Raw genomic sequence first — 22,468 nt, 5'->3', positions numbered from 1 at the left:
GATGGCGCCCCGCACCAAGAAGGCCGGGGCGGCCGCGGTCGCCCCCACGAATGCCCCGGAGACGAATTCCCCGGAGGGGGCGCCTGGTACGGCTCGCGAGGCCCCCAGCGCCGGTAGCGGTGACGGCGCGTTGCAGGCGCCGTCCGGGACTCAGTCCGCGCCCCCGCACGTCATTCCTGCCCCCCAGCAGCCGGAGCAGAGCTCGGGGGAAAAGGCAGAGCCGGAGCCCATCGAGGGCGCCCCGGCGTCGGACAGCGCGGCCCTTGGCCAAGCGGCGCCGGCGCCGGAAACCGGCGAGGCGACGGGGAGCGGCGCGCCGGCTGGCGCCGCCCCCGATGCCGACCTCCGTACCGATGCGGGCGATGGCGTCGAGAAGACGCCCGTCACGATGCCGGGGGACGGTGGCGAGCAGGAACTGGTCGCTGAATTCGATCCCGCCGTCTTCGTGGCAGGCCTCTCCGAGGGGCAGCGCCTTCGTCTCGCAGCGTACCTGCTGGATGACGCGCTTCCCGTGGTGCCTCCCGGAACTGCGCTGCACCTCAAGGAAGAGCAGCGCTACTCCTTCGATGTGACCAGTGTCGTGCACCTCGATGGTCGGCCCTATGCGCCCGGCTCGCTCATCTCCCTGACCCGTCGCCAGCACGCCGAGCTGAAGGCCGCGCACGCGGTCGACGGCGACTGGCCGGACTGAAATCGGCCCCGCGTCGTCGCGACAGCGCGCGGGAGCCGTGCGGCCCGGACCTCCGGGCCCCTGACGGGGGCGGCCTGCTGCCCCCGTCTTCCCCTTCGAGCTGGAGCGCATCATGTCCGACCACAAGGGCCTTCCCGTCGCCGGCTATCGCCCGCAGACCGGCGCGGCTATTGACCTCGTCAACGACAACAAGGCGATGGAGGAGCGCATCCTCCGTACGCTCGACGCCCTCGCGAACTCCCCCGACATCGACAAGCGTTGGCTGGCGGTCGGCCGCACGCATATCGAGCAGGGCTTCATGGCCGTGAACCGGGCGATCTTCCGCCCCGGCCGGCTCGCGCTGCCCGGCGACCCGCTGCCGGCGCCGATCGACAGCCTCGACGTGTGAGGCCAACGCCATGTCCGACATTCCCGCCGATCAACCCGATGGCAAGTTCTCCGCCGACGCCGCCGCCGGCTTCGCCAAGGAACAACTCATGTCCTTCGTCGAGCGCATCGAGCGCCTGGAGGAGGAAAAGAAGGCCATTGCCGACGACATCATCGATGTCTTCGCCGAGGCGAAGGGCACCGGCTTCGACGTCAAGGCGCTGCGCGAGATTCTGAAGATCCGCAAACAGGATTCCGATCAGCGCGCCGAGCGCGAGGCCATCGTCGACCTGTATCTCCAGGCGCTGGGGATGGTGGGCTGATGGCCGAGATCTTCGCCACGCTTGCCGACGTACTGGGCCGCTATCCGGCCGAGGCGACCGTGCTCGCGGCCGACGAGACCACGCGCCAGCGTGACGACGCGCGCATCGAGGCGGCGCTGGTCGACGCCAGCGCCGAGATCCGGGTCTCATTGTACGGCCGCTACACCCGCGCCGAGCTGGAGCGCATCGACGACGACAGCCGCGGCTTCCTGCGGGTCTACGCCATCGACATCGCCCTGTATCGCGTCGCCCTATCCTTCGGCCGCTCCAATGAGCGGATCAAAGAGCGCCACGACCTCGCCCTAAGCCGGCTGAAGGACATCGCGTCCGGCAAGGGCGCTCTCTCGTTCGACGGGCCGGGTGGCGGCGGCACCGGCGGAGGTACGCTGCCGGGTGAACCGAATGACGTCGGCCCGGCCGAGCCTCTCGTCGTGGCGCCCGAGCGCGTCTTCACCCGCGACCGTCTGCGGGGGCTGTGATGGACGGCGTCCGCCTCGTCATCGATGTCCAGGGCGTCCTTCCCGGCGAGGTGCTGGCGAAGCTCGCCGGTGGCCTCGACGACACGCTGGAACTCATGACCCATATCGGCGGCGTGTTGGAAAACGGGATGCTCGAACGCCTGCAAACGACGAAGACGGCGCCGGATGGCACGCCATGGGCGCCGAATCGGGCCGGCACGCCCATACTGGTCGATAGCGGCTGGCTGCTCGGAAGCGTCGGCTTCATCGCCTCTCCTAATGAAGTGCAGGCCGGCGCCTCTGCCCATTACGCCCATGTCCACCAGGACGGAGCGGTCATCAAGCCGAAGTCGGCCGCCCGCCTGCATTTCATGGTCGGCAACCGCCATGTCTTCGCGCGGCAGGTGACGATCCCCGCGCGCCCCTTCGTCGGCGTCTCGGCCGAGGATGAGCGCGAGATCGAGCGGGTGACACTCGACTGGCTCTCAGACTTCATTTCCGGCCTGCCGGGAGGGCGCCAGTGATCGCGCCGCGCACGCTCGCCCAGCGGATCGAGGAGGCGCGCGTCGCCGAGCTGGTCTCGGCCGTCGTCGCCACGCTCAAGCCGCTGTATCCCGGCGTGGACGTGCGCGATCTTCCGGGCCGCATCGACATCGCCGACATCATCGCCGGCGACGTGTTCGCCCCGCCGATGATCGGCGTGACCTTCGGCCGGGTGCGCCAGCCGATCCTTGTCGGCGGCTCCTACGATCTGCCGGTTGATATGCTGGCCTACATCGTCGTTGAGGAGACGGCGATCGGTGCGCGCTCCGTACCGCGCGAGACCGTGGCGCATGCCATCGGCGCCGGACTGTTCGAGATCCTCGCCGATCTCGATGCCCCGCGCTGGGGGCTGAACAAGATCCGGTTGCCCGAGGATGCCGAGATGCGTCCGCTGGTGACGGCCAAGGCGTATGCGCAGGGCGTGGCCTACTACGCGATGTCGTGGCGACAGGTGCTGCTCGGCATGGGCACCGACCCACTGGCACGCCCGCAGTCCGTATCTTTCGAGACCGTTCTGGACGGCGTCGTCGTGCCGGTCCCCGACGATCTGTCGGAGGAGCCGGTATGAGCCACCAGGAGGAGTTCCGCTGGCGGCAGGTCGACAAGCGGCTCTCGGCATTGGAGAGCAGCAACGCCGATGCACATCAGCGCCTCGCCCGCGTGTGGATGCCGGGCAAGGTGACACAGATCCGCGAAGCCGCCGGTGACTGGCAGGTGCGGCTCGATCTCGGCCTCAGCGCCGACGAGGGCAAGGCCGTGCTGTCGCCCTGGATCCCTGTGCAGCCGGTCGGCAGCGGCCAGCTCAAGATCAAGGTCAAGCCGTCGATCGGCGAGCGGATGGGGATGCTGTCGCCCTCCGGCACGATCGGGCCGGACAGCTGGGCGATGCGGGGGCCTTTCGACCAGGACCATCCGGCGCCGGCGGGCAGCGAGGACGTCGTGCTGGAGCGCGGCACGAGCCGCCTCACCATTGAGGACGGCCGGATCATGGCGACCACCGGCGAGGCCACCATCGAGCTCGCCGGCGGCGCCGTCCGCGTCAACGGCAAGGACGTCGCCGTGGACGGCAAGATCGCCCTGACGGGCGAGACCCTCACCCACAACGACGCGAACATTTCCGCCGACCACACCCACACCAAAGTGATGCCGGGCGGCGGTCTGTCCGGCCCGCCCGCGCCCGTCTGACGCAACAGGAGATCCGCATGAGCAACGAATACCGCATCACCTCGCCCCGCCCGATCGGCGGGCGCATGCGCAAGATCGGCGAGATCGTGACGCTCGACGAGCGCCAGCACCGCGCCGAAGCGGGATGGGGCGGCCTCGAAGAGGTCACCGCGACGCCCGCCGGCAAGACGCCCGCTAATCCCCGCAAGGGCGAGAAGCCGGCCGACTGAAGGCGGCTTGAAGGAGCCTTGAAATGGCGCTCACCACGCGAACCGGAATGGATCGGGCCACCGGCCGGCTGCTGCGCGGGCGTGCCCATGCCGAACAGTCGGAACGCGACATCCTGTCGACGCGCACGTTCCAGCGCGTGATGAACCTCGATTACGGCTCCGACCTCGCCGCCTTGCGCGGCGAGAACCTCACCGCCGTGAACGTCCTCAAGGGTTATGCGGAGATCGTCCAGGCGGTGCACCGGCAGGAGCCGGGCATCCGCATCGCCCGCATGGAGCCGACCTATCTCGACGGCCGCGCCGGCGCGGTCGGCTTCGACCTCTACCAGATCTTCTACCCCTACGGGCACCTCGGCGATTACAGCGTGGCCGAGGGCTTTACCATCACACTGCCGGCGTCGGTGCTCGTGCGCGGGAGCGCCGCGGCATGACGGACGCAGTCACGGTCAAGGCTCTCGCCGGGCTGCCGCCGGCGCAGGTCATCGAGGAGCTGTCGTGGCAGGCGATCGTTGATCGCATGGTGGCGCGCTTTCAGACGCTGTGGGAGGCGGAGCGCGTCGCCAACCCGGCGCTGGCGCCCTACGACACGCTGCTGCTGGCCAGCGACCCGGCCCGCAAACTCATCGAGCTCGCCGCCTATGTCGAGATGGCCCTGCGCGGCCGGCTCAACGATGCGGCTCGCTCGAACCTGCTTTTCTACACCGATGGCACCGATGCCGATCATCTCGTGATCTTCTACGACGTCCTGCGGATGCTCGGCGAGAGCATCGAGGCGCTCAAGTCCCGCACCATCCTCGCCATTGCCGGCCGCTCGCCGGGCGGGCCGCGAGAGCGATACGAGGCCATCGCTCGCGCCGCCGATGTGCGGGTGCGCCATGCGCACGCTTACCGCGTAGGCCGCGACCCGACCATCCACGTTGCAGTCTGGTCGGCCGACAATGCCGGCGTCGCGGACGAGGCGCTCCTCGCCACGGTGCGCGCGGCGCTTGAGGACGATGGGCACGGCTTGATCAACGACACCTTTGCCGTCCGGGCGGCGGTGTTCGCGGCGGTCGATATCACCCTCGACGTCTGGCTGCTGCCCGCCGCGATGGAGTCGATCCTTGTCGCGATACCGGGCGCCGTGACGGCGGCCTGGTCGGCCGAGACCGGCATGGGGTTCGACCTTGCCGCAGAATGGGTACAGGCGCGCGCGATGATCGCCGGTGTGCAACGGGCCCGCATGACGTCTCCCGAGCTGGCGGCCGAACCCTATCAGGCGATCTCGATCCGCTCGGTGGCCATCAATTATCGCGGGAGGGCCTATTGAGCCACGACGCCGCGGCCCTGCTGCCGACCTCTGCCCACGTCTTCGAACGCACGCTGGCGCGCGCGGTCGACCCTACCGATGTACTCGGCCCGTCGATCGACGCCCTGCACGGCCTCAAGATCAACAACCCGACCGCCTCCATGCTGCCGTATCTGGTGTACGAGTACGGGCTCGGCATGCTGTCGCCCTACCTGCCCAACCTCTACGACCTGATCGGTGAGGGCGTCGATTGGGAGCGGGTGCGAGGCACACCGGCGGCCGTGCACCAGGCGCTCGGCTGGATCGGCTATTCGGCCTCGATCGAGTACGCCCCGCCGCGCCGGCGCTACTGGAACACGGCGCAGCTCCAGCTCGGGCGGCTTCGGAACGACGAGGCGGACCTTGCCGGCATCGACGGCCTGACGTGGCTGTCCATCCCGCTGCGCTCGGACCTCTGGCGCGTGTGGCACGGCCATGATGTGCGCCCGCTCGAATATGGCTGGACCTCTTGGGGCAACGGCTATTACGGCGACGATTCCGGCGTCCGGCTTGACGGCATCCGCGCCAAATTCAGCTTCGGCCGGACGGTCTACATCGACCACGAAATGACCGGCGCCGAGCTGACGGCTCTCGGCGTCTGGATCGAGCCGACCGGGACCGAGGCGCTCACCTGGGGCGATTTCAGCTGGGGCGACTTCGCCTGGGTGGACGATGCCGCGCTCGCCCGCTCGCGCTCCATGGCGGCGGCGATGCCTACCGGCACCGCCTGGGCGGTGTTCTTCGACGCCGGCGGCGACGTCATCGGCTATCGGCGTTGCCGGGCGCGGAGCGGCGTGGCGCCTCAGCCCGGCGGCCCGTACCGCGTCGGCGCCAGCTATTTCCGGCCGGCCACACCGGCGGTGCTGCTCTTCGTCGAGGTGCTCACGGACTTCGGCGACGGCTACGGGTTCACCGCAGCGGCGGTCGGCTTCGTCTTCGGCGCCGAGCCGCTGGCGCCCCACAAGCCGGGCGCCGCGTGGCTGCCCGCCGGCGGGCTCGATCCCGATCTGCCGATCGTCGCTCTCCACGAGCACACCATCGAATTCGGCCGGACGGTGCGCGAGCGCGTCGCCGCCATACTGAGGTTCTGACCCATGGCTTACGAGCACCCCTCCGCGCTTTCCGGGGCTTATGACCGCACGCCGAGCCGGCCGGACTGGTCGGAAGTCATCGCGCGCGACAGCGCGGCCAACGAACGCGGCTACTACGCCCAGGCGTCCGACATCAACGAGGTGCAGGCAATCCTGCGTCGGCGTATCGGCCGCGTCGCCGAGCTGGTCGCCCGTGACGGCGACCGGCGCGCCGGCGCCGCCATCTCCGTCGACACCGAGACCGGCACCATCTCGCTCTCCGAGGGCCAGATCTACGCGCGCGGCGACGTGCGCCTCGTGCCGGCCCGCGTCATCACCGACGTCGCGCTTGCCGGCGACGTCCTGGTCGGCATCCGGCTGCTGACCACCTATGTCACCGAGGAGGACGATCCGGCGCTCTATGGCCTGCATCCGGGCGCGGCGGCGGAGGGCGAACCGGGCTCGGCGCGCGCCATAGAGACCGCGAGCTGGGCGCTTTCCGATGACGAGGGCTCCGGCGATTTCGTCCAGGTCTATCTGGTGAAGGGCGGCACGGTCATCGATCAGACGGCGCCGCCGGCCCTGACCGGCATCACGCAGGCCCTCGCGCAGTACGATCGTGGGTCGAACGGCGGCAACTACATCACCAGCGGCTGCCGCGTCACCGCCCTCGCCATCGCCGGCGGCCAGCAGCACTTCTCCATCGAGGAGGGCGAAGCGAACATTTGGGGGTTCAAACGCACCAGGCTCACGGCGTTGCGCCATTCGGTGCCGCTGGACTGGCAGACCGAGGTGATCGCGGCCGAGCCTCACACCTTTGCCGATGGCGGCACCGGCACGGCCGTCATCCAGCTCAATCGCGGCCCGATCGACACTGTGACCTCTGTCGTCATCACCGTCGAGGTGACGGAGACGATGACGCGCGGCTTTCCGGCCAATACCTCGGACGCGCTCGGACACTCCTCGGTCTCCGAGATCGTCGCCGTCTCGCAGGGCGCCACCACCTATGTCGCTGGCACCGACTATGTGCGCGCCGGCGACCATGTGAGCTGGGCGCCCGCCGGCGCCGAGCCCGCCGGCGGATCGAGCTACGACGTCACCTATCGCTACCTCGCCTCGGTGCCGCTGGGCTCCGTCATCGTTGGCACCGACACCATTACCGCCTCGGGTGGCGTGACCGGATCGCTGGTGACGGTCGGGTATAAGTGGCGCCTGCCGCGCATCGACCTGATGTGTCTCGACCAGTCCGGGCAGGCCGTCTATGTGCCGGGCGTGCCGGCGCGCGACCGGCCCGTGCCGCCGATCGCGCCGGCGAACCTGCTCGCCCTCGCCGCGCTGCATCAGGACTGGCGCGGCCCGGCCGTGGTGGTGAACGACGGCACCCGCAATGTGCCGTACCCGCTGATGTGGCGCTATTTCAACCGTCTGGTCGACCTGCTCGACCTGGTCGCGCTGGAACGCCTCAAGAGCGACATCGACCGGCGCGAGCCGGTGGCCAAGCGCTCAGTTTTCGTGGATCCCTGCACCTCGGACTATTACCGCGACCAGGGCGAAGAACAGACGGCGGCCGTTTTCAACGGCTCCATCCAGCTCGCCATCGACCCGGAATTCCACGTCGTGGAGATGGCCGGGCCGATCATGCTGGATTACGTGCCCGAGGTGATCATCCGTCAGGAGCGCGTGACCGGCTGTGTCAAGGTCAACCCCTACGCCTCGTTCGAGCCGCTGCCGGGCGTGCTGCTTCTGACGCCGGCGCAGGACTTCTGGGTTGAAACCCGCACCGAGTGGCTGTCGCCGCAGACGGCGCGGATATCGGGCACCAGCGCGCGCACCACGGTCAACGACGTCGTTGTCGACCAGCGCGACGAGCTGCTCGACGATCTGCGGCAGATCGAGCTGGCGTTCGTCGTGCGCGGCCTCGCGCCCGGCGAGCTGCTGACCTCGCTGGTATTCGACGGCGTGGACGTGACGCCAGACCCGGTGCTCGCCGGCGATGCCCATGGCGAGGCGGCCGGCACGTTCACGATCCCGGCCGGCATCCTCGCCGGCGCTAAGTCCGTCGAGGCCACCGGCGGATCGGGCATGAAGGCGTTCGCGACGTTTGTCGGGCAGGGCTATGTCGAAACGACCGTCATGCAGCGGCTCACCGCTGTTGGCGTGACGCCCCGGCCGATGAGCAGCTTCAGCGGCGCCAATCTCGGGCTCGGCGTGAAAGACCCCCAGGGGCAAAGTTTCGCGGCAACGGAGCCCCGCCATTTGCTCGGCGTCGACGTGCGCGCCTGTGCGCTCGGCAACCCGACCAACGGGCTGCTGATCGACCTCGTGACGATCGAGGCCGGCCAGCCGAGCACCGATGTGCGGGCCTCCGCGCTCGTTTCCGTGGCCGACGTCGAGGTCGGCGACTGGATCGAGGCGCGCTGGCCGGCGCCCGCCATCGTGCGGCCGGAGCTGATGGCATTCACGGTCGGCAGCGATGACAACGTGCACTCCATCTCCTGCGCCGATGTCGGAGGATTCGACATTGCCGGCCAGCAGTACCTGGGGGCCCAGCCCTACACGGTCGGCGATAGATTTGATGGGAGCAACGGCATCACGTGGCTGCCTCATCCCGGCTCCGATCTGACCTTCCGCGTGGTGGCGTGCCGCTTCACCGCCACTACGAAAACCGCCGTGCTCGGCGAGATCGACCTCGTCGATTGCTCCGACCTGATGATCGCCGCGACCGTCGACCTGCCGACCGCCGCCTGCAGCTTCCGCTTCGAGATCGAGCGCGCCGGCGGCGAGGTGATTGTGATGCTGCCCGGTCAGGTGCGTGAGTTCGCCGAGTACATCACCGAGACCGTCGAGCTGCGGGCGGTGCTGACCGGCACGGAAACGGTCAGCCCGACGCTGTTCCCCGGCGTCATGGTGATCGCCGGCAAGCTGCGGGCCTCCGGCACCTATGTCTCGCGGGCCTTCACCTTCGGCGCCGACATCCGGCTGCCGGTGAGGTTCAAGGGCCTGTTGCCGGCGGGCTCGGCCGTCACCGTCGAATACGACCTCGCGGACGATGACTGGACGGCCATCGCCCTGACCGAGAGCGAGACCATCGACGGCGGCTGGGCCGAGCGCACGCATGAGGTTGACCACGTGACCGGCTTCGAGGGGCGCATCCGCCTGACGCTCACCGGCACGCCGGCGGCGCGGCCGTCGCTGGCAGATATCCGCGTGCCGACGATCTGAGGAGAGCGCCATGCCAATCATCGACGATCGCACGCCCGTCCGGGACTATCCGCTCCCGGCGCAGCCGAACTGGCTCTCTGACGATGTCCTGCGCCTGCGCGAGGCGCTCGGCGCCGTCGCGGTCGATGTCGCGGCGCTGCTGGAGGCGCTCGCGGGCAAGGCCCCGCTGATCCACGGGCACGGCATCAGCGCCGTCACGGGCCTTGGCGATGCGCTCGCCGGCAAGCTGCCGATCGACTGGCGGCCGGCGCTCGACGACCTGACCGATGTCAGTGTCGCGGCCGCGACGAACCGCATGGTGCTGATGCGCATCGGTGCGTCGTGGCAGGCGGCAAAGCTCCTGCTCGCCGACATCGAGGGCTGGGAAGACACGGTTGACGGTAAGGTCAGCGCAGCCGTCGCCGGCCTGGTCGCGTCGGCGCCGGGCGCACTCGACACCTTGGCCGAGCTGGCGGCCGCGCTCGGCAACGATCCGAACTATGCGAACACCATCGCGACCGCCCTCGGCTATCGCCTGCGCTTCGACGCGGCGCAGGTGCTGACCGGGCCGCAGCGGGCGCAGGGTCTCACCAACCTCGGCATCAGCGCCGCCGCCCAGGCGTTGCTGGTGCTGGCTGACGCGCCGGCGATCTTCGGGGCGATCAAACAGGTGGCGAGCGACACGGCTACCGGCGTCGTCGAGCTGGCAACCCCGGCCGAGGCCGCCGCAGGCGTCGATACCAGCCGTGCCGTTACATCCGCCGGCGTCGCCGCCGCCATCGCGGCGCTCACCACGCCGGGGCTCGGCGTCGGGCAGGCATGGTCCAACCAGGCGCGGTCAACGGGTACGGCGTACCAGAACGCCACGGGCCGGCCGATAATGGTGGTCGTCACCATGGCCACAATTTCCGGCGGCATTTTCACTCTGCAGCTGTCGGTCAACGGCACCGCGTGGGTCGATGTAGCCGGCGGCGGTGTCGCGAGCGTCAGGGGCAACTCGGCGGCCGTCGTTCCCGATGGGCATTTTTACCGCATGACCGTCAGTCCTGCCGGCGGAGCGTCGATCACGTCGTGGTCCGAGCTGAGGTAGCATCATGATCGAGATTGGCATTCTGCGGCCGGACGGTCTCTATATTCAGGCCATCGCCGCCACCAGCGAGGCGGCGCTAGCGCTGCACCCGCCGGGCACACTTCTGGTGCCCCTGCGCCCCAGCGAGCACCACGAATGGCAGGGCGACTCGTGGGCCTATGTGCCGCCCGTGCCCGGCGTACCGGCGTCGGTCACGCGGGCACAGGCGCTTGTCGCGCTCCACGAGGCCGGACTGTTGCCGGCCGTCGAGGCGGCCGTCGAGGCGCACACCTATGAGGTGCTGCGGATCTGGTGGCGCAACGCGCTCAGTTTTGAGCGCGCCAACCCCTACCTCAACGCGCTCGCCGACGAACTGGAGCTGTCGGCCGAGGATGTTGACAGCCTGTTTCTCGCCGCCGCGACGCGGCTCTAGGAGGATCGAGCATGGTGGAATATCGCGGCTATTCGCGCAGGCCGAGCGACCCCGGCGTGCGGCATAAGGTGATGACGGCCTCGCCAGCCGAGATCCCCGCGGCGGAGCGGCCGAGCGTGCTCTACGCCATCACGGATGGCTCGGTGACGATCGAGGACGAAACGGGCGTCTCCATCACCTATCCGCTGGCGGCGGGAACCCTGCTGCCCTTCTCGCCGGTCAAGCTGACCGCCGTGGTCGGCACCATCGTCGGGTGGCGGTGATGGGTGGCCCGCTGGGCGTCGGCGTCGATCTTTTGCAGCGTCGGCGCCGGCCGCTTGCATGGCTCCCCCGCGATGGAGCCGGAGCGCCCGCCGCGATGTGGCGCGACCACATCGACGGCCGTTTCTACGCCGGCGGCTCCGTTCAGCCGGACCTCGCGGCGTTCAACGTGGCATCCGGCCGGACCTTCACGCGCTCGACGACGAAGACGCGACTTGGCCCCACGGGGCTGCTGGAGAGCGTCGCGATAAACGCGGAGGCTCTGGATTTCGCCTATGGCGGCTCGCCGCTGGGGCTCTCGCTGGAGATGCCGAGGACGAACTATTGGCCGGACTCTGAGTTCTCTGGTGGCACCTCTGGTTTGTCCGCCGTGGCGAATGTCACGCCTGTGTCTGACATGGAGGGCGGACGCACGGGCCTTGCGCTCAACAACTCCGTGAGCCACGCCTTCATCCGCAGAGTAATCGCCGGCACGTCAGGAATGTGCACGATAAGCGCCTTCATCGAGACTGAGGATGGGGCGCCGCCGGTCTTTGGTAGCTCCGGCGCCACCGGAGCGGCCAACACATGCACGCTCATGCTGCGCGGGGTAATCCTTGACCCCACGACGTACCGGGTGGAGCGATATGGCGCCCGCACATGGCGTGTCTCGGGCTCCAGCGACACCGCCGGGGACAACACTTATTTTGGCGCCTACCAGTACCAGACCAACCAGCAGAGGCGCATCCGGGTGACGGGTCTTCAGTTCGAGGCCGGCGCCTTCGTCTCTTCCTATATCCCAACTGGCGGCACCTCCCTCACGCGTGGCTCCGATCTGGACCGTTCGATTGGCGCCACGGAGCCCTTTCCGGGTTACGTCCAGGGTCAAGGCGCCATGATCTGGGAGGGAGACCTCGTCTCCGATCAGAACCATCTCCTATGCCGTCTCGACAACACCGCGTCGGGAGGGCTCGACGGTATATCAATGGGGATTATCGCTGGAAACGTGGCGTATCTGATCGTGGCGATGGGAGGTGTCACGCAGGCGGGCATTTACTCCGCAGCCGGCGCCATCGCCCCCGGAACCCGGTTCCGCATGGTCGCGGCGTGGCAGACTGACCGTTTCGAGTTTTGGCTGAACGGCGCCAAGGTCGGGGCGACCGACACGTCTGGCGTCGTGCCGACGGTGCAGCGGCTCGGCCTCGGTAGAGACGCCGGCAACCTAGGCGTTGGCTCTTTCTGCCACCTCGCGCGTTTCGGCTACCTCGCGGCGCCGCCGTGGGACCGACTGGCGGCTCTCTCGCAGATCGGAGGCGTGTGATGTTGGACATCCGCGATTACAAGCTGCGCGCCACCGACGAAACGACCATGCGGGCGGCTCTGGCAGCAGCCGGCATCACCGTGCCCGAGGATGCCGCGCCCGGCGCCATCATCGAAAGCCAGTCGCCGCAGTGGGCGGTGGCGTGGCTCGGGACGCTCTACGAGCCCCTCGTGACTGACCCGGAGAACGGCGAGGCGATCAGCGGCGGCGAGGCCCTGCCGGGCTGGCGCGCGGACCTGCGCTGGATCGGCCCCGACGCGCCGGACCTGTCCGCCACCGAGGTGATGCCGGAGCCGGCGCGACCGCTGCACGGGTGGCTGTAGGGCGTTCCGGCAAGGGTGACAGCTGTCACCCCTTTGCGTCGCGGCTCGCTGCCTAGGCTCGACGGTGCTCCTCTCACCGTCAAGGCGAAACTGGCATGGCAGCCCTCACGAAGAACCACGGCGTTCGCTTTCTCGACGCGGGCGAGGACGCGCGCACCGTTCTAACTCCGGACTTTTCCACCATCACGATCGTCGCCGAGGCGCACGAGGCGAACCCCGACATTTTTCCCCTCGAAACGAACGTGCACCTTTATGGTGACGAGGCCGACAAGATCGCCCAGCTCGGCGACGCCGGCGAGATCGGAGAGACGATCGACGATCTGCTTTCCGAAGGTATCGCTGCCTCGATCCTCGTGCGCCGCGTCGAGAAGAAGTCGACCCGCAACGAGCAGATCGGCGCCATTATCGGCGACCCCTCCGACCGCACCGGGTTGTGGGGCCTGCTCGACGCCCGCGCGCAGACCGGTGTTCGGCCGGGCATCGTTATCTCGCCGGGGAAAACCAACGACATCTTCATCGGAGCGACCGATGTCACCATGACGGCGCAGGGGGCGGGCTACAGTCAGGCCACCGCCACCTTTGCCTCGGCCGGCGCGCTCGTGGTGCCGACCGGCACCTGCGTCATCGTCGGCGGCAAGGTCACCGGCATCCAGATCACCAATGCCGGCATCGGTATCGTCGCCGGCGTCACCTGCGTCATCACCGGCGATGGCGAGGGCGCCACCTGCACCGTGGCGACGGGCGCCGTCGCCAACCCGGCCGCGCTCACCATGTCGGCCGTGTGCAAGCGCCTGCTCGCTATCGGCATCCCGGACGGGCCGAATCTCACCCGCACCGAGACCGCCGCCTGGGCCGAGAAGCTGCGTCGCGACGACGGGCGCTACCTCTACGCCATCGACCCGGCGGTGCGGCGCTTCGCCGTCCTGGACGGCTCGGACGACACCATCCTGACCCGGCCTGCCTCGGCGACGGTGGCGGCGCTGTTCGCCAAGCGCGACCGCGAGCGTGGCGGGCCCTACTGGAGCCCGGAAAACCAGACGTCGAGCGGCATCGTCGGCACGGCGCGGCCGATCTCCTATTACGACGGCGAGGTCGACCACGAGGCCAATTTCCTCGTCTCCACCTGCGGGGTGAATACCTTCATCGAGGGCAAGGAGCTGTTCGGCTCCGAGACCCTCTCGAACGACACCAACTGGCGCTTCATCAACAAGGTCCGCACCGAGAACGCCATCCGCGCCTCGCTGCCGGGCGCCCTGCGCAAGTGGCGCGGCGAACTGTTCACCGCGCACAACGCGCTCATGGTCGTGAAAACGGTCGAGCAGTATCTCGACGAGCTCGTCTCGCTCGGCGTGGTGCTCGGCTACACGCGCTATTTCGACCGCGGGCTCAACCCCAACGCCAACATGCGTCAGGGCATCCTGCGCATCGAGCTGCCGCACGAGAACACGCCGATCATCAGCGACATGCAGTTCGGCATGCGGCCCTACGCGCCGGCCTTCGACGTCCTCGCGGCCGACATCCAGCGGGCGCTGCGTGGCTATGACGCCCTGACCCTCGCCGCCTGAAGGAGGCTCCCATGAAGTTCGTCCGCAAGGCCGGCAATCTCTATGTCGAAGGCTCCAACCAGTGGATGGGGCTGAAGGATTACCAGTTGCCGACGCCGCGGGTGAAGAAGGAGACCCACTCCCCCGGCGGCGGCATCATGGATGTCGAGATCCCCATCGGGGCCATCGAGCCGCTGACGTTCGCCTTCAACACCATCAACGCCGAGCCCGAGGTGCTGGGCTCCTTCGGCATGCACCTCTCGCAGCGCCGTCTCTTCACGGTCTACGAGCTGCTCCAGGACGAGGACGAGGGCACCAAGCGCGAGCGCATCATCACCATGCGCGGCGTTCTCTCGGAGACCACGCCCGAGCAGATGGCCGGGCGCGGCGTGAAGGGCTACGGCTATCAGATCAGCTCGATCCTCGACTACGAGGACGTGATCGAGGGCTACGGCATCGTCGCCCGCTTCACCTTCAAGACGAACACGTGGCGCGGCTACGGCGTCGCCGCCGGCAGCGACGAGGACAACCGCATCCTGCGGATTTCGGCGAGCGCGTAACCCCCTTCAACACACCTTCAATTCCCCCGCCAGCTTCCAACGAGGTCGCACGATGGATGCCGTAGAGCTCACCTATCCGCCGATCGACAGCACGCCGCAGATCACCCCCGTCAAGCCACCGCCGGGCTCGCCGAACGATCCGGCGCGTGCGGGCGCGCCGATGGAGGAGGCGGCAGAGGCACCGGCCCGGCCCAAGGTGGCGGGGCCGGCTGTTGCGGTGCTGGATTTCGTCGCCGGCCGGGAACACACGGTGACGTTGCGGTGGCCCTTCGTGCTGGATGGCATCACGCACAGCGAGGTGAGGATTCGCCGCCTCACGACGGAGCAGGTCCGGCAAGTCATCGGTGTCGGCGAGCAGAGCGTCGACCTTTACTCGGCATACGCGCTTATGACCGGTCTACCGCCTCAAGTACTGCGCGGCCTCGATGCCGAAGATGGTCTGGAGGTGACGGAGGTCTGCTCGGATTTTTTGCCCCAACTGCTGCGGACGGCGTTCGGGTTCGCGTGAGCCCGGCCGACTGGCGGGCTGTCGCCGGCCGCGTCAGCGCCACCTTCAGCACGCCGCTACCCGCGGTCATGGCGATGTATTGGGACGAGGTCCTGCTGTGGTTTCACGAGGCCAGAGACATCGACCGCGAGCGGTGGGCGCCCCTGCGCCTGCTGGCGGCGCGCGCGGCGGGAGATGATGCATGAGCACGCTCGACGTTGCGCTGCGCCTGCGCCTCATCAATCAGCTGACCGGCCCGGCCAACAAGGTCGAGAAGGATCTGCGTGACGTCGATCAGGCCGTGCGCCGGCTCAATGGCGCCCGAGGTGGCCAGCGGCTGGCGGGCGATCTCAACCGCGTCGCCGGCGAGGCCAACAAGGCCGATGCCGCCATGCGCAAGTTGGACCAGAGCGCCCGGCGCCTTCGAGACACGCGCGGGCGCTTTGCCGGCGGCACCGGCCTCGGCGGTGTCAGCGGAGGCGGCGTGCGGGCCGGGGCCATGGCCGGCGCCGAGGAAGCCGCTGCGGCATCGGGAGCCTCGCCGCTTCTCTACGGTCTGGCGGGGCGCGGGCTGGGCGCGGCCGGCGGCGCCGCAGCGCTCGGAGTTGCCGGTGTAGCTGCGGCGCTGGGCGGCGCGATCAAATCCGCCATGTCCTTCGAGGACGCGATGGCCGAGGTTCGCAAGGCGGTCGATCTGTCGGACACCGAATTCGCCGGACTGGAACAGACCATCCTGCGTATCAGCCGCGAGACGCCGCTCGCCAAGGAGGAGATCGCCAAGCTGGTCGCCCAGGCGGGGTTCGCCGGCCGGCCCATTCAGGATCTCGCCCGGTTCGGCACCCACGCGGCGAAGGCCGCTGTGGCGTTCGGTCTTTCGGCCGAGGAAAGCGGCGACCGTCTGGCCAAGCTGGGCAACGTGTTCCAGTTGAGCCAGGAGCGCATCGAGGCACTGGCCGACGCCGTGAACTATCTCGGTGACAACATGGCCGCGAAGGAAGCGGACATCATGGAGTTCCTCGGCCGGGTGGGCGGGCAGGCGCGCATTTTCGGCCTGTCGGAAGCACAGACGGCGGCCTTCGGGTCCGCCATCCTTTCGCTGGGTGTCTCGTCCGAGGTGGCTTCGACGGGCTTCAACGCGTTGATGACGAAGCTTGGCACCGCCAGCAAGCAGAGCAAGGCGTTTCAGGGTGGGCTGAAGGCCCTCGGCCTCTCCAGCAAGCAGCTGTCGCGGATGATCGCCGAGGGGCCGGCCGAGGCCATCGTGGAGGTGTTCCGGCGCATCAAGAAGCTGGCGCCCGAGAAGCAGATGGCGGTTCTCACCGACATGATGGGTCTGGAATATGCGGACGATGCCGCCCGCATGGCGCAGTCGCTCGATCTGATCATTCAGGCGCTCGACATGATCAATGATCCCTCGCGCAGCAAGGGGTCGGTGGACCGGGCATTCTCCATCTTCGACGAGCTCACCTCGTCCAAGCTCACCAAGGTCGGCAACCAGTTCGCTGCGTTGGGCGTCAATATCGGCAAATGGCTGACGCCAGCGATCAGAGTAGCGGCCGACGCGGCGTCCTGGTTGCTGGAGAAGATCAATGGAGCTTTCGAACGGTCGGCGGACATCGGCGAAATCGCCGCGAAGGCGATCTCGGCGGTGCAGGGGGCGATCGACGCGGCCAGCGCCGGGGCAAAGAAAGTCGCGGAAATCGTCTCGAATCTGGGGGGCTCTCCCGCCGGCCAGAAGGATCATCCGATCCTCGGGGCGGTGCAGCGCCAGCTGGCGCTGGAACGTGAACTTGCAGCGGATGAGGCCGCGGCGGGCAAGGGCGACATCGGTGCCCAGCAGCGCGTGCTCAACCTTCGCGCCCAGCTCAACCAGATCCGCAGCGAGATCGAGGCCGCGCTAAAGGTGCCGGGCGCGGCCGAGGCGGCCTCGCAGTCGATGGAGGCCGTTGCGAAAGCTATCGGCGCCGAAGGCGAGCAGGCGGTTGAGGAGGCGCGCGCGATCTCGGAGCGCATCCGCGCCCTGTTCAACTTCACCGCCACGCCGACCATCTCGCCACAGTTTGCCCCCGCCGGCGGCGCCACCCTCAAGGATGGCTCGCCCGTGCCGCTGCCGCCGAAAAAGCCCCAGCGCACCGGCGCTATTGGAGGCGACCGCAGCTTCGCCCAGGCGAACACGTTCAACATCTACGGCGACAATCCCCAGCGCACCGCGCGGGCCATCGACCGGCGCCTCGCGCGGCTGGGCTCCGGTGCCGGCGCGCTCACCGATCGGGTGGGGTAGGCCATGGCGCTGATGTGCATCGGGTCGCACGTGTTCCAGCCGGTCGGGCTCAACGGAAAGACCATGGAGTTCACCACCGAGGCGGTGCTCGCCGAATTCCCGCGCTGGGGTGCGCAGGATGGAGCGCAATGGCACGGCATGCGCCGGGACACCTTCGTGATCGCCGGCATCCTCTTTCCCGACGCCATCGGCGGGCTGTCGGACTATCAGGCGATTCGCGCCAGCCAGAATGGCGGCCTCGCATTGCCGGTGATCCAGATGGGTGCTGGTTTCATCGGCTCTGTGCTGGGTACCTTCGTCGTCGAGCGGGTGTCGGACCTGACGGAGTATGGCGGCAAAAAGCTGGGCTTCGAGGTGGAGCTGCGCTCGGTATGACGACGGTGGACCGCATCTATCGCACCACGCGCGACGGCGAACGGCTGGACCGCATCGCGCGTGCCGAGCTCGGCAGCGAGAAGGGCGGCACCGTCGAGGCCATCCTCGATCTCAATCCCGGCCTCGCGCACCTCGGGCCGCTGTTCCCTGTCGGCACCACGATCAAGCTGCCGCCCCGCGACACCCGCACGCGCGCCGCCGACGTGCCGCGTATCTGGGGCAGCTGATGTTCAAGACGCCTGTCTTTCAGCTCTACAAGGGTGACGAGGATCTGATGGCGACCAGGGCGCCCTATTTCCTTGGCGCCAGCTTCACCGACCAGGTCGGCCGGGAGAACGACGAGCTTCAGGTGTTCCTCAATGATGAGCACCGCCAGCTGCCGCTACCACGCGAGGGCGATCTTCTGTACGCCCGTGCCGGCTATCGCGAGACGGGCGTGAAGCGGCTCGGAGCCTTCAAGGTCGAGAAATACGGGCTCGGCTGGCAGCCGGGCGGCGCCGAGGCCATGGTGATGACGGCGCGGGCCGTGGCCTTTACCGGGCCGGTGAAGGCCGGTGGCACCCGGCACTTCGACGATATGACGCTGGCCGATATCCTCGGCGAAACCGCGAAGTCGGCCGGCCTGACGCTGGCCATCGACCCGGCGCTGGCACAGATCCGCATCCCCTACGCCCTGCGCTGGGAGACGAGCCCGATAGACTTCGCGACGCGGCTGGCGGCCGAGCATGGGGGCGTGGTGAAGCCCGGCGGTGAGCGGCTTGCAATCACCCGCAAGGGCTCCGGCCGCGACGCCGGGGGCAACGAGTTGCCGCGCATCCGCGTTTCGCGCTTCGGCAGCGGCGGCTGGAACATTGAGGGCGAGCCCCGGCCGCGTCAGGGCACCGTGGCGGCGGCCTACCAGGACCCGCAGACGGGACGCCGCCAGCTTGCAAGCGAGAGCACCGGACAGGACGGGCCGGTGCACAATCTGATCCATCCCCGCGCGACGAAAGCTGAGGCGGAAGCCGCCGCGGCGGCGCAGGCGCGCGACCTCAACATGCAGACCGGCGCCGGCTTCTTCGTGGTGGAGTTCGACCCTGCCTATTCCGCCGGCGCGATGGTCGAAGCGACAGGATTCGGCGAGGGCATCGACGGCACATGGCCCAGCGAACGGATCTCCACCAGCTGGGAAAAGGGTTCGCCCGTGATGTCGACCATCGACGTGACGGCTGAGGCGGAAGGAGGACGGGAGAATGAGTGACGGGGTCCGGGTGGACCCCGGCGCGGGCTGGATCTGGCGCGGCATCGTGCCGTGGGACAAGACGGAGTCCAGCCGCCCGCAGCAGGGGCGTTACCGCATACAGGCGGAATATGTCGTGTGGGGAACAAACGGGCCGCGGCCGCTCACAGGCGGTACCGCACCGGGCGTCTTCCGCATGCCCAAGCCGCGGCTGAAGCATCACATCGCCGGCAAGCCGGTGGAGTTGATGGAGGGGTTGCTCGGGCCGGTCGATGGGCCGGTGCTCGACCCGTTCATGGGCAGCGGAACGATCGGGGTCGCCTGCGCCCGGCGCGGCATCGACTATGTCGGCATTGAGGTAGAACCGGCCTACTTCGAGATCGCCAGCAAGAGGCTCAGGGAAACGGGGTGAACGGCTCCCTTCAAGCGGCCTTCAAGGCAGGCTTAAGTGGTCTCATCCGATCCTTCGCGAAGTCTCATCCGATTTTTCGCGCTACAAGAGAACGCAACGGCAGCGTAGGGCGGGCTTGTGCGAGACTCGGTGCGGAAAGTCCCGGAAAAGTCCCGAACGGCGTTCTGAGTCCATTCCCCACCCCTACAGTACCTCGCGCCGGTAGCGCCGCCCGGAGAACGAACGGGCAAAGCGGATGGCTGATGAGCGTGAACAGGCGAACCTCCCCGTCGTCCCCCTCGCCCTTCATCCGCTTGGGTCGATGAGGCCGAAGACGGCGACAAGCGCCAGTACGCCGGCGCCGAGCGCGATCTCGACAAGGGTGCCGGTGCGAATGCCGGCAACAGCCCGCTCGTGCCAGGTTTTAAGGCGCGGCACGAAATAATACCGATTGAGAACGGCAAGACCGGTCATCGCGAGCACGAGGATGATCTTTACGTCGAGCAAGCTCTGATAGGGCGAACTCGGATCGTCCGGCCATCGACCGAGGATGAGCGCGGAGTTGACGATCCCGGTCGCAATGACCAGCGCAACGGCAACGTGGCCTGCTTGCGAAAAGCGGCGTAGCGCCGTCCTCGCCTCCCCGCCAAGCACAGGATCCCGCAATCGCGCCAGGCAGGCTGGAAGCATGATGAGCGAGCCGAGCCAGAAGCCGCCCGCGAGCAGATGCAGGCCATCATTGAGAATATGGAGGGTCCGGCGTGCACCTTCGTTCATCTCGGCATGGCCGGAGAGAGCGAGGCTTGCGAGCAGCGCGGCGGCAATCATGGCCTGTCCCCGGCCCGCGCGCGGCCGAGCGATAAAAAGGGCTGCGGCCAGCAGCGCGAGACCGACGCGAACCATCCAGGCCGTGCCGATCATCGTGTGAAAGGCGAGCGCCGACAGCGTCGGGCCGTCGATGGCTGACGGCCATCCGCCGCCGATGACGGCGGCTTCGACCGGCAACCAGGAAAGACTGGCCGCGAACGAGACGACGCCGGCAATCCTGATGCCCGCGCCCGCCGCAGCGCTGATTTCCCGGCCGAGCCGCAGCGGCGCAAGGAAGGCGAAGAAGCATCCCGCGCCATACAGGACGATCGCCGCGGCCGAGAAAAGCAGCCTGCAGAGAGCCAGTCCGGTCTCCGGTGCGATCACGGATTTACGGTGAACTCGTAGGAACCGCGGGAGGTGTGGCCGTCCTTTGAGAGCACATGCCATTCGACCGTGTATTTGCCGGCGGCGAGTGGGCCGTTAAGCGGAACACTTATCTGCTTGGTGTCGCCCGGTGCGAGTGAGACCGCGCCGGTCGGGACGGGTTGGCCACCCGCTCCCTTGAGAGTGACACCGCTGAGTCCGATCTCGAGCGCCTCCGAGAAGCTGAGCGAAAGGGCGGCCGGCGACCCGGCGACGACACCGTTGGCGGGGGGCGTCTCCGCCGCCAGATGGGCATGTGCGAACGCGCCGCTTGCCGACAGGAGGCAGATGGCGAGCGCGAGCACGGGGGTGATGGAACGTTTCATGTTCTTGGTCCTCGACGACGGCAGGCTTTTGGGCGGTACCGCGAACCTGCCGTCTCGCTTTGGCGACTTCGGAAATGGGAGGCATCCGGCCGCGACGTATCGATCGCGGCCGCAGTCCCCATTGGATCGGACGCTCAGTAGGTCGCGGCGGGATTGACCTGCCAGATCTCGTCGACCAGCTTGCCATCGCGATAGAGCAGCACGTAGCGCACCTTGACCGTGTTCTTGCCGGCGAAGGCCACGTCGACGGTCACGGTGCCGCCCTTGGGGTTGGCCGCTTCTGCGGTCGTGGCGATGGTCGCCTTCTGGGCGCCCTGGGCGGCGAAGAACTTCGACCAGATTTCCTTGATCTTGCCCGGCTGGCCATAGGTGCCGTCGAGCGGACCTCCGACCCAGTGCAGGGTTGCAGCGGGGTCATAAGCGGCCGTCACAGCGGCGAGGTCGCCGCTGGCAATGGCGTCGATGCGCGACTTGGCGAGGTCCCCGATGGGGCCCGCCAGCGCGGCCGAGCCGGAAGCGGCGACGAGGACGAGGGTAGCGGCGAGAGTTGAAAGGCGCATGTGCGTGTATCTCCAAATGTGGCCTGCACACAGGAGACTCGCGCCACACCGATTTATTCCGGCCGGCGGAATTTAGATTCCGGAATTTCTCCCGCCGCTGCGAGGCGTCGGACAGGCCGATGCGAAAAATTCGCGGCGTCCCGGAATAATCGGCGCAGGTGGGAGTCCAACCTCCCGAAGGCGCCATCGCGCCGGACGGAGAAATTCCCATGCGAAAACGACACCTCGCCTGTGTCGGCGCGCTGCTTGTGGCAGGCCTCGCCAGCGCTGCGGCCGAAGCTCATGACCATGATCACGGTGCCGGCACGGCTGTGGTCACCAGTGACGAAGCGCCCTTCCTCGCCGAGAACGCCGCCGCCATGGACAAGATGATGGCGGACATGGAGGTCAAGCCGACTGGCGATATCGAAGCCGACTTCACCGCGATGATGATCCCGCATCATCAGGGCGCCATCGACATGGCGGTGGCCTATCTGCGCTACGGCAAGAATCCTCAGCTGCGGCGCCTCGCGCAGGAGATCGTCGTCGAGCAGCAGCAGGAGATCGCCGCGATGCGGCTCGCGCTCGGCCAGCCCCTGCCGCCCTCTGCACCGGCGCCGACACAGCCGGATGCCGCTCCGGACGCGGGCCAGCCTCACCTGGCCCCACCTCACCTGGCCCAGGACAACTCCTCCATGGCGCACCACGCCTTCACGATGCCGTCTGCCGCTCCGGCGAAATAGGAAACACGAAC

30 protein-coding genes are annotated in these 22,468 nt (G+C 68.2%); 27 read left to right on the top strand and 3 right to left on the bottom strand.

What is annotated here, in order from left to right; genetic code table 11:
- The first annotated feature begins 1 nt into the window (after position 1).
- From GBB76_RS04250 to GBB76_RS04125, 26 genes are all read left to right on the top strand, one after another.
- Positions 2-691 (top strand): hypothetical protein, encoded by a 690-nt coding sequence (locus GBB76_RS04250; protein ID WP_152302135.1) that lies wholly within the window; start codon positions 2-4, stop codon positions 689-691.
- Between the two features lie 112 nt (positions 692-803).
- Positions 804-1,079, top strand: coding sequence for a cyclic nucleotide-binding protein (locus tag GBB76_RS04245; RefSeq protein WP_152302134.1), 276 nt, complete (start codon positions 804-806; stop codon positions 1,077-1,079).
- A gap of 10 nt (positions 1,080-1,089) precedes the next feature.
- The gene (locus tag GBB76_RS04240) at positions 1,090-1,380 is read left to right on the top strand and encodes a DUF2312 domain-containing protein (protein ID WP_152302133.1); all 291 of its coding nucleotides are present in this window, start codon (positions 1,090-1,092) and stop codon (positions 1,378-1,380) included.
- Positions 1,380-1,859: a phage protein Gp36 family protein gene (locus tag GBB76_RS04235; protein WP_152302132.1), complete on the top strand. Its 480-nt coding sequence runs from the start codon at positions 1,380-1,382 to the stop codon at positions 1,857-1,859. Before GBB76_RS04240 ends, GBB76_RS04235 begins: the two co-directional genes overlap by 1 nt.
- Positions 1,859-2,362, top strand: a complete 504-nt coding sequence (locus GBB76_RS04230; RefSeq protein WP_152302131.1) for a phage virion morphogenesis protein — start codon at positions 1,859-1,861, stop codon at positions 2,360-2,362. The genes GBB76_RS04235 and GBB76_RS04230 overlap by 1 nt, the downstream gene beginning before the upstream one ends.
- Positions 2,359-2,949 (top strand): hypothetical protein, encoded by a 591-nt coding sequence (locus tag GBB76_RS04225; RefSeq protein WP_152302130.1) that lies wholly within the window; start codon positions 2,359-2,361, stop codon positions 2,947-2,949. The genes GBB76_RS04230 and GBB76_RS04225 overlap by 4 nt, the downstream gene beginning before the upstream one ends.
- Positions 2,946-3,566, top strand: coding sequence for a hypothetical protein (locus GBB76_RS04220; protein ID WP_152302129.1), 621 nt, complete (start codon positions 2,946-2,948; stop codon positions 3,564-3,566). Before GBB76_RS04225 ends, GBB76_RS04220 begins: the two co-directional genes overlap by 4 nt.
- Positions 3,567-3,583: 17 nt before the next feature.
- The gene (locus GBB76_RS04215; RefSeq protein WP_152302128.1) at positions 3,584-3,775 is read left to right on the top strand and encodes a hypothetical protein; all 192 of its coding nucleotides are present in this window, start codon (positions 3,584-3,586) and stop codon (positions 3,773-3,775) included.
- A gap of 23 nt (positions 3,776-3,798) precedes the next feature.
- Positions 3,799-4,206, top strand: a complete 408-nt coding sequence (locus GBB76_RS04210) for an integrase (protein ID WP_152302127.1) — start codon at positions 3,799-3,801, stop codon at positions 4,204-4,206.
- Positions 4,203-5,084, top strand: a complete 882-nt coding sequence (locus tag GBB76_RS04205) for a baseplate J/gp47 family protein (RefSeq protein WP_152302126.1) — start codon at positions 4,203-4,205, stop codon at positions 5,082-5,084. The genes GBB76_RS04210 and GBB76_RS04205 overlap by 4 nt, the downstream gene beginning before the upstream one ends.
- On the top strand, positions 5,081-6,193 hold the full coding sequence (locus GBB76_RS04200) for a phage tail protein (RefSeq protein WP_162375475.1): 1,113 nt from the start codon (positions 5,081-5,083) through the stop codon (positions 6,191-6,193). The genes GBB76_RS04205 and GBB76_RS04200 overlap by 4 nt, the downstream gene beginning before the upstream one ends.
- 3 nt (positions 6,194-6,196) lie before the next feature.
- Positions 6,197-9,394 (top strand): DUF4815 domain-containing protein, encoded by a 3,198-nt coding sequence (locus GBB76_RS04195; protein ID WP_152302124.1) that lies wholly within the window; start codon positions 6,197-6,199, stop codon positions 9,392-9,394.
- 10 nt (positions 9,395-9,404) lie between these two features.
- The gene (locus GBB76_RS18730; RefSeq protein WP_202911169.1) at positions 9,405-10,463 is read left to right on the top strand and encodes a hypothetical protein; all 1,059 of its coding nucleotides are present in this window, start codon (positions 9,405-9,407) and stop codon (positions 10,461-10,463) included.
- A 4-nt stretch (positions 10,464-10,467) separates the two neighbouring features.
- Positions 10,468-10,875 (top strand): hypothetical protein, encoded by a 408-nt coding sequence (locus GBB76_RS04185; protein ID WP_152302123.1) that lies wholly within the window; start codon positions 10,468-10,470, stop codon positions 10,873-10,875.
- 11 nt (positions 10,876-10,886) lie between these two features.
- The gene (locus tag GBB76_RS04180) at positions 10,887-11,138 is read left to right on the top strand and encodes a hypothetical protein (protein ID WP_152302122.1); all 252 of its coding nucleotides are present in this window, start codon (positions 10,887-10,889) and stop codon (positions 11,136-11,138) included.
- Positions 11,138-12,436: a hypothetical protein gene (locus GBB76_RS04175; RefSeq protein WP_152302121.1), complete on the top strand. Its 1,299-nt coding sequence runs from the start codon at positions 11,138-11,140 to the stop codon at positions 12,434-12,436. The genes GBB76_RS04180 and GBB76_RS04175 overlap by 1 nt, the downstream gene beginning before the upstream one ends.
- Entirely contained in the window at positions 12,436-12,759 is a 324-nt protein-coding gene (locus GBB76_RS04170) for a hypothetical protein (RefSeq protein WP_152302120.1), read from the top strand. Before GBB76_RS04175 ends, GBB76_RS04170 begins: the two co-directional genes overlap by 1 nt.
- A gap of 95 nt (positions 12,760-12,854) precedes the next feature.
- Entirely contained in the window at positions 12,855-14,324 is a 1,470-nt protein-coding gene (locus tag GBB76_RS04165; RefSeq protein ID WP_152302119.1) for a phage tail sheath family protein, read from the top strand.
- A gap of 11 nt (positions 14,325-14,335) precedes the next feature.
- Positions 14,336-14,863 carry a phage major tail tube protein gene (locus GBB76_RS04160; protein ID WP_152302118.1) on the top strand — a complete coding sequence of 176 codons (528 nt, stop codon included), beginning with the start codon at positions 14,336-14,338 and terminating at the stop codon, positions 14,861-14,863.
- A 52-nt stretch (positions 14,864-14,915) separates the two neighbouring features.
- A complete protein-coding gene (locus tag GBB76_RS04155; RefSeq protein ID WP_152302117.1) occupies positions 14,916-15,371 on the top strand; it encodes a phage tail assembly protein in 456 nt (151 codons plus the stop codon).
- Entirely contained in the window at positions 15,368-15,556 is a 189-nt protein-coding gene (locus GBB76_RS04150; RefSeq protein ID WP_152302116.1) for a hypothetical protein, read from the top strand. The genes GBB76_RS04155 and GBB76_RS04150 overlap by 4 nt, the downstream gene beginning before the upstream one ends.
- Complete coding sequence (locus GBB76_RS04145) at positions 15,553-17,631, top strand: phage tail tape measure protein (protein WP_152302115.1); 2,079 nt, start codon at positions 15,553-15,555, stop codon at positions 17,629-17,631. The genes GBB76_RS04150 and GBB76_RS04145 overlap by 4 nt, the downstream gene beginning before the upstream one ends.
- Before the next feature lie 3 nt (positions 17,632-17,634).
- Entirely contained in the window at positions 17,635-18,006 is a 372-nt protein-coding gene (locus GBB76_RS04140; RefSeq protein ID WP_152302114.1) for a phage tail protein, read from the top strand.
- Positions 18,003-18,233, top strand: coding sequence for a tail protein X (locus tag GBB76_RS04135; RefSeq protein WP_152302113.1), 231 nt, complete (start codon positions 18,003-18,005; stop codon positions 18,231-18,233). Before GBB76_RS04140 ends, GBB76_RS04135 begins: the two co-directional genes overlap by 4 nt.
- Positions 18,233-19,246, top strand: a complete 1,014-nt coding sequence (locus GBB76_RS04130; RefSeq protein WP_152302112.1) for a phage late control D family protein — start codon at positions 18,233-18,235, stop codon at positions 19,244-19,246. Before GBB76_RS04135 ends, GBB76_RS04130 begins: the two co-directional genes overlap by 1 nt.
- Positions 19,239-19,637, top strand: coding sequence for a DNA methyltransferase (locus GBB76_RS04125; protein ID WP_152302111.1), 399 nt, complete (start codon positions 19,239-19,241; stop codon positions 19,635-19,637). The genes GBB76_RS04130 and GBB76_RS04125 overlap by 8 nt, the downstream gene beginning before the upstream one ends.
- Positions 19,638-19,922: 285 nt before the next feature.
- Here GBB76_RS04125 and copD read toward each other — a convergent pair whose 3' ends face one another.
- From copD to GBB76_RS04110, 3 genes are all read right to left on the bottom strand, one after another.
- Positions 19,923-20,810, bottom strand: coding sequence for a copper homeostasis membrane protein CopD (copD, locus tag GBB76_RS04120; protein WP_162375472.1), 888 nt, complete (start codon positions 20,808-20,810; stop codon positions 19,923-19,925).
- Complete coding sequence (gene copC / locus GBB76_RS04115) at positions 20,807-21,175, bottom strand: copper homeostasis periplasmic binding protein CopC (protein ID WP_152302109.1); 369 nt, start codon at positions 21,173-21,175, stop codon at positions 20,807-20,809. The genes copD and copC overlap by 4 nt, the downstream gene beginning before the upstream one ends.
- 134 nt (positions 21,176-21,309) lie before the next feature.
- Positions 21,310-21,735 (bottom strand): nuclear transport factor 2 family protein, encoded by a 426-nt coding sequence (locus GBB76_RS04110; RefSeq protein ID WP_152302108.1) that lies wholly within the window; start codon positions 21,733-21,735, stop codon positions 21,310-21,312.
- Positions 21,736-21,944: 209 nt separating this feature from the next.
- On the opposite strand from GBB76_RS04110, the gene GBB76_RS04105 reads away from it, so the two are divergent.
- On the top strand, positions 21,945-22,457 hold the full coding sequence (locus GBB76_RS04105) for a DUF305 domain-containing protein (RefSeq protein WP_152302107.1): 513 nt from the start codon (positions 21,945-21,947) through the stop codon (positions 22,455-22,457).
- Positions 22,458-22,468: the final 11 nt, after the last annotated feature.

The organism is Ancylobacter sp. TS-1 (genome assembly GCF_009223885.1).
Classification (GTDB): domain Bacteria; phylum Pseudomonadota; class Alphaproteobacteria; order Rhizobiales; family Xanthobacteraceae; genus Ancylobacter.
The sequence above is the reverse complement of the archived record's forward strand: the minus strand, read 5'-3'. Positions and strand labels throughout refer to the sequence as shown.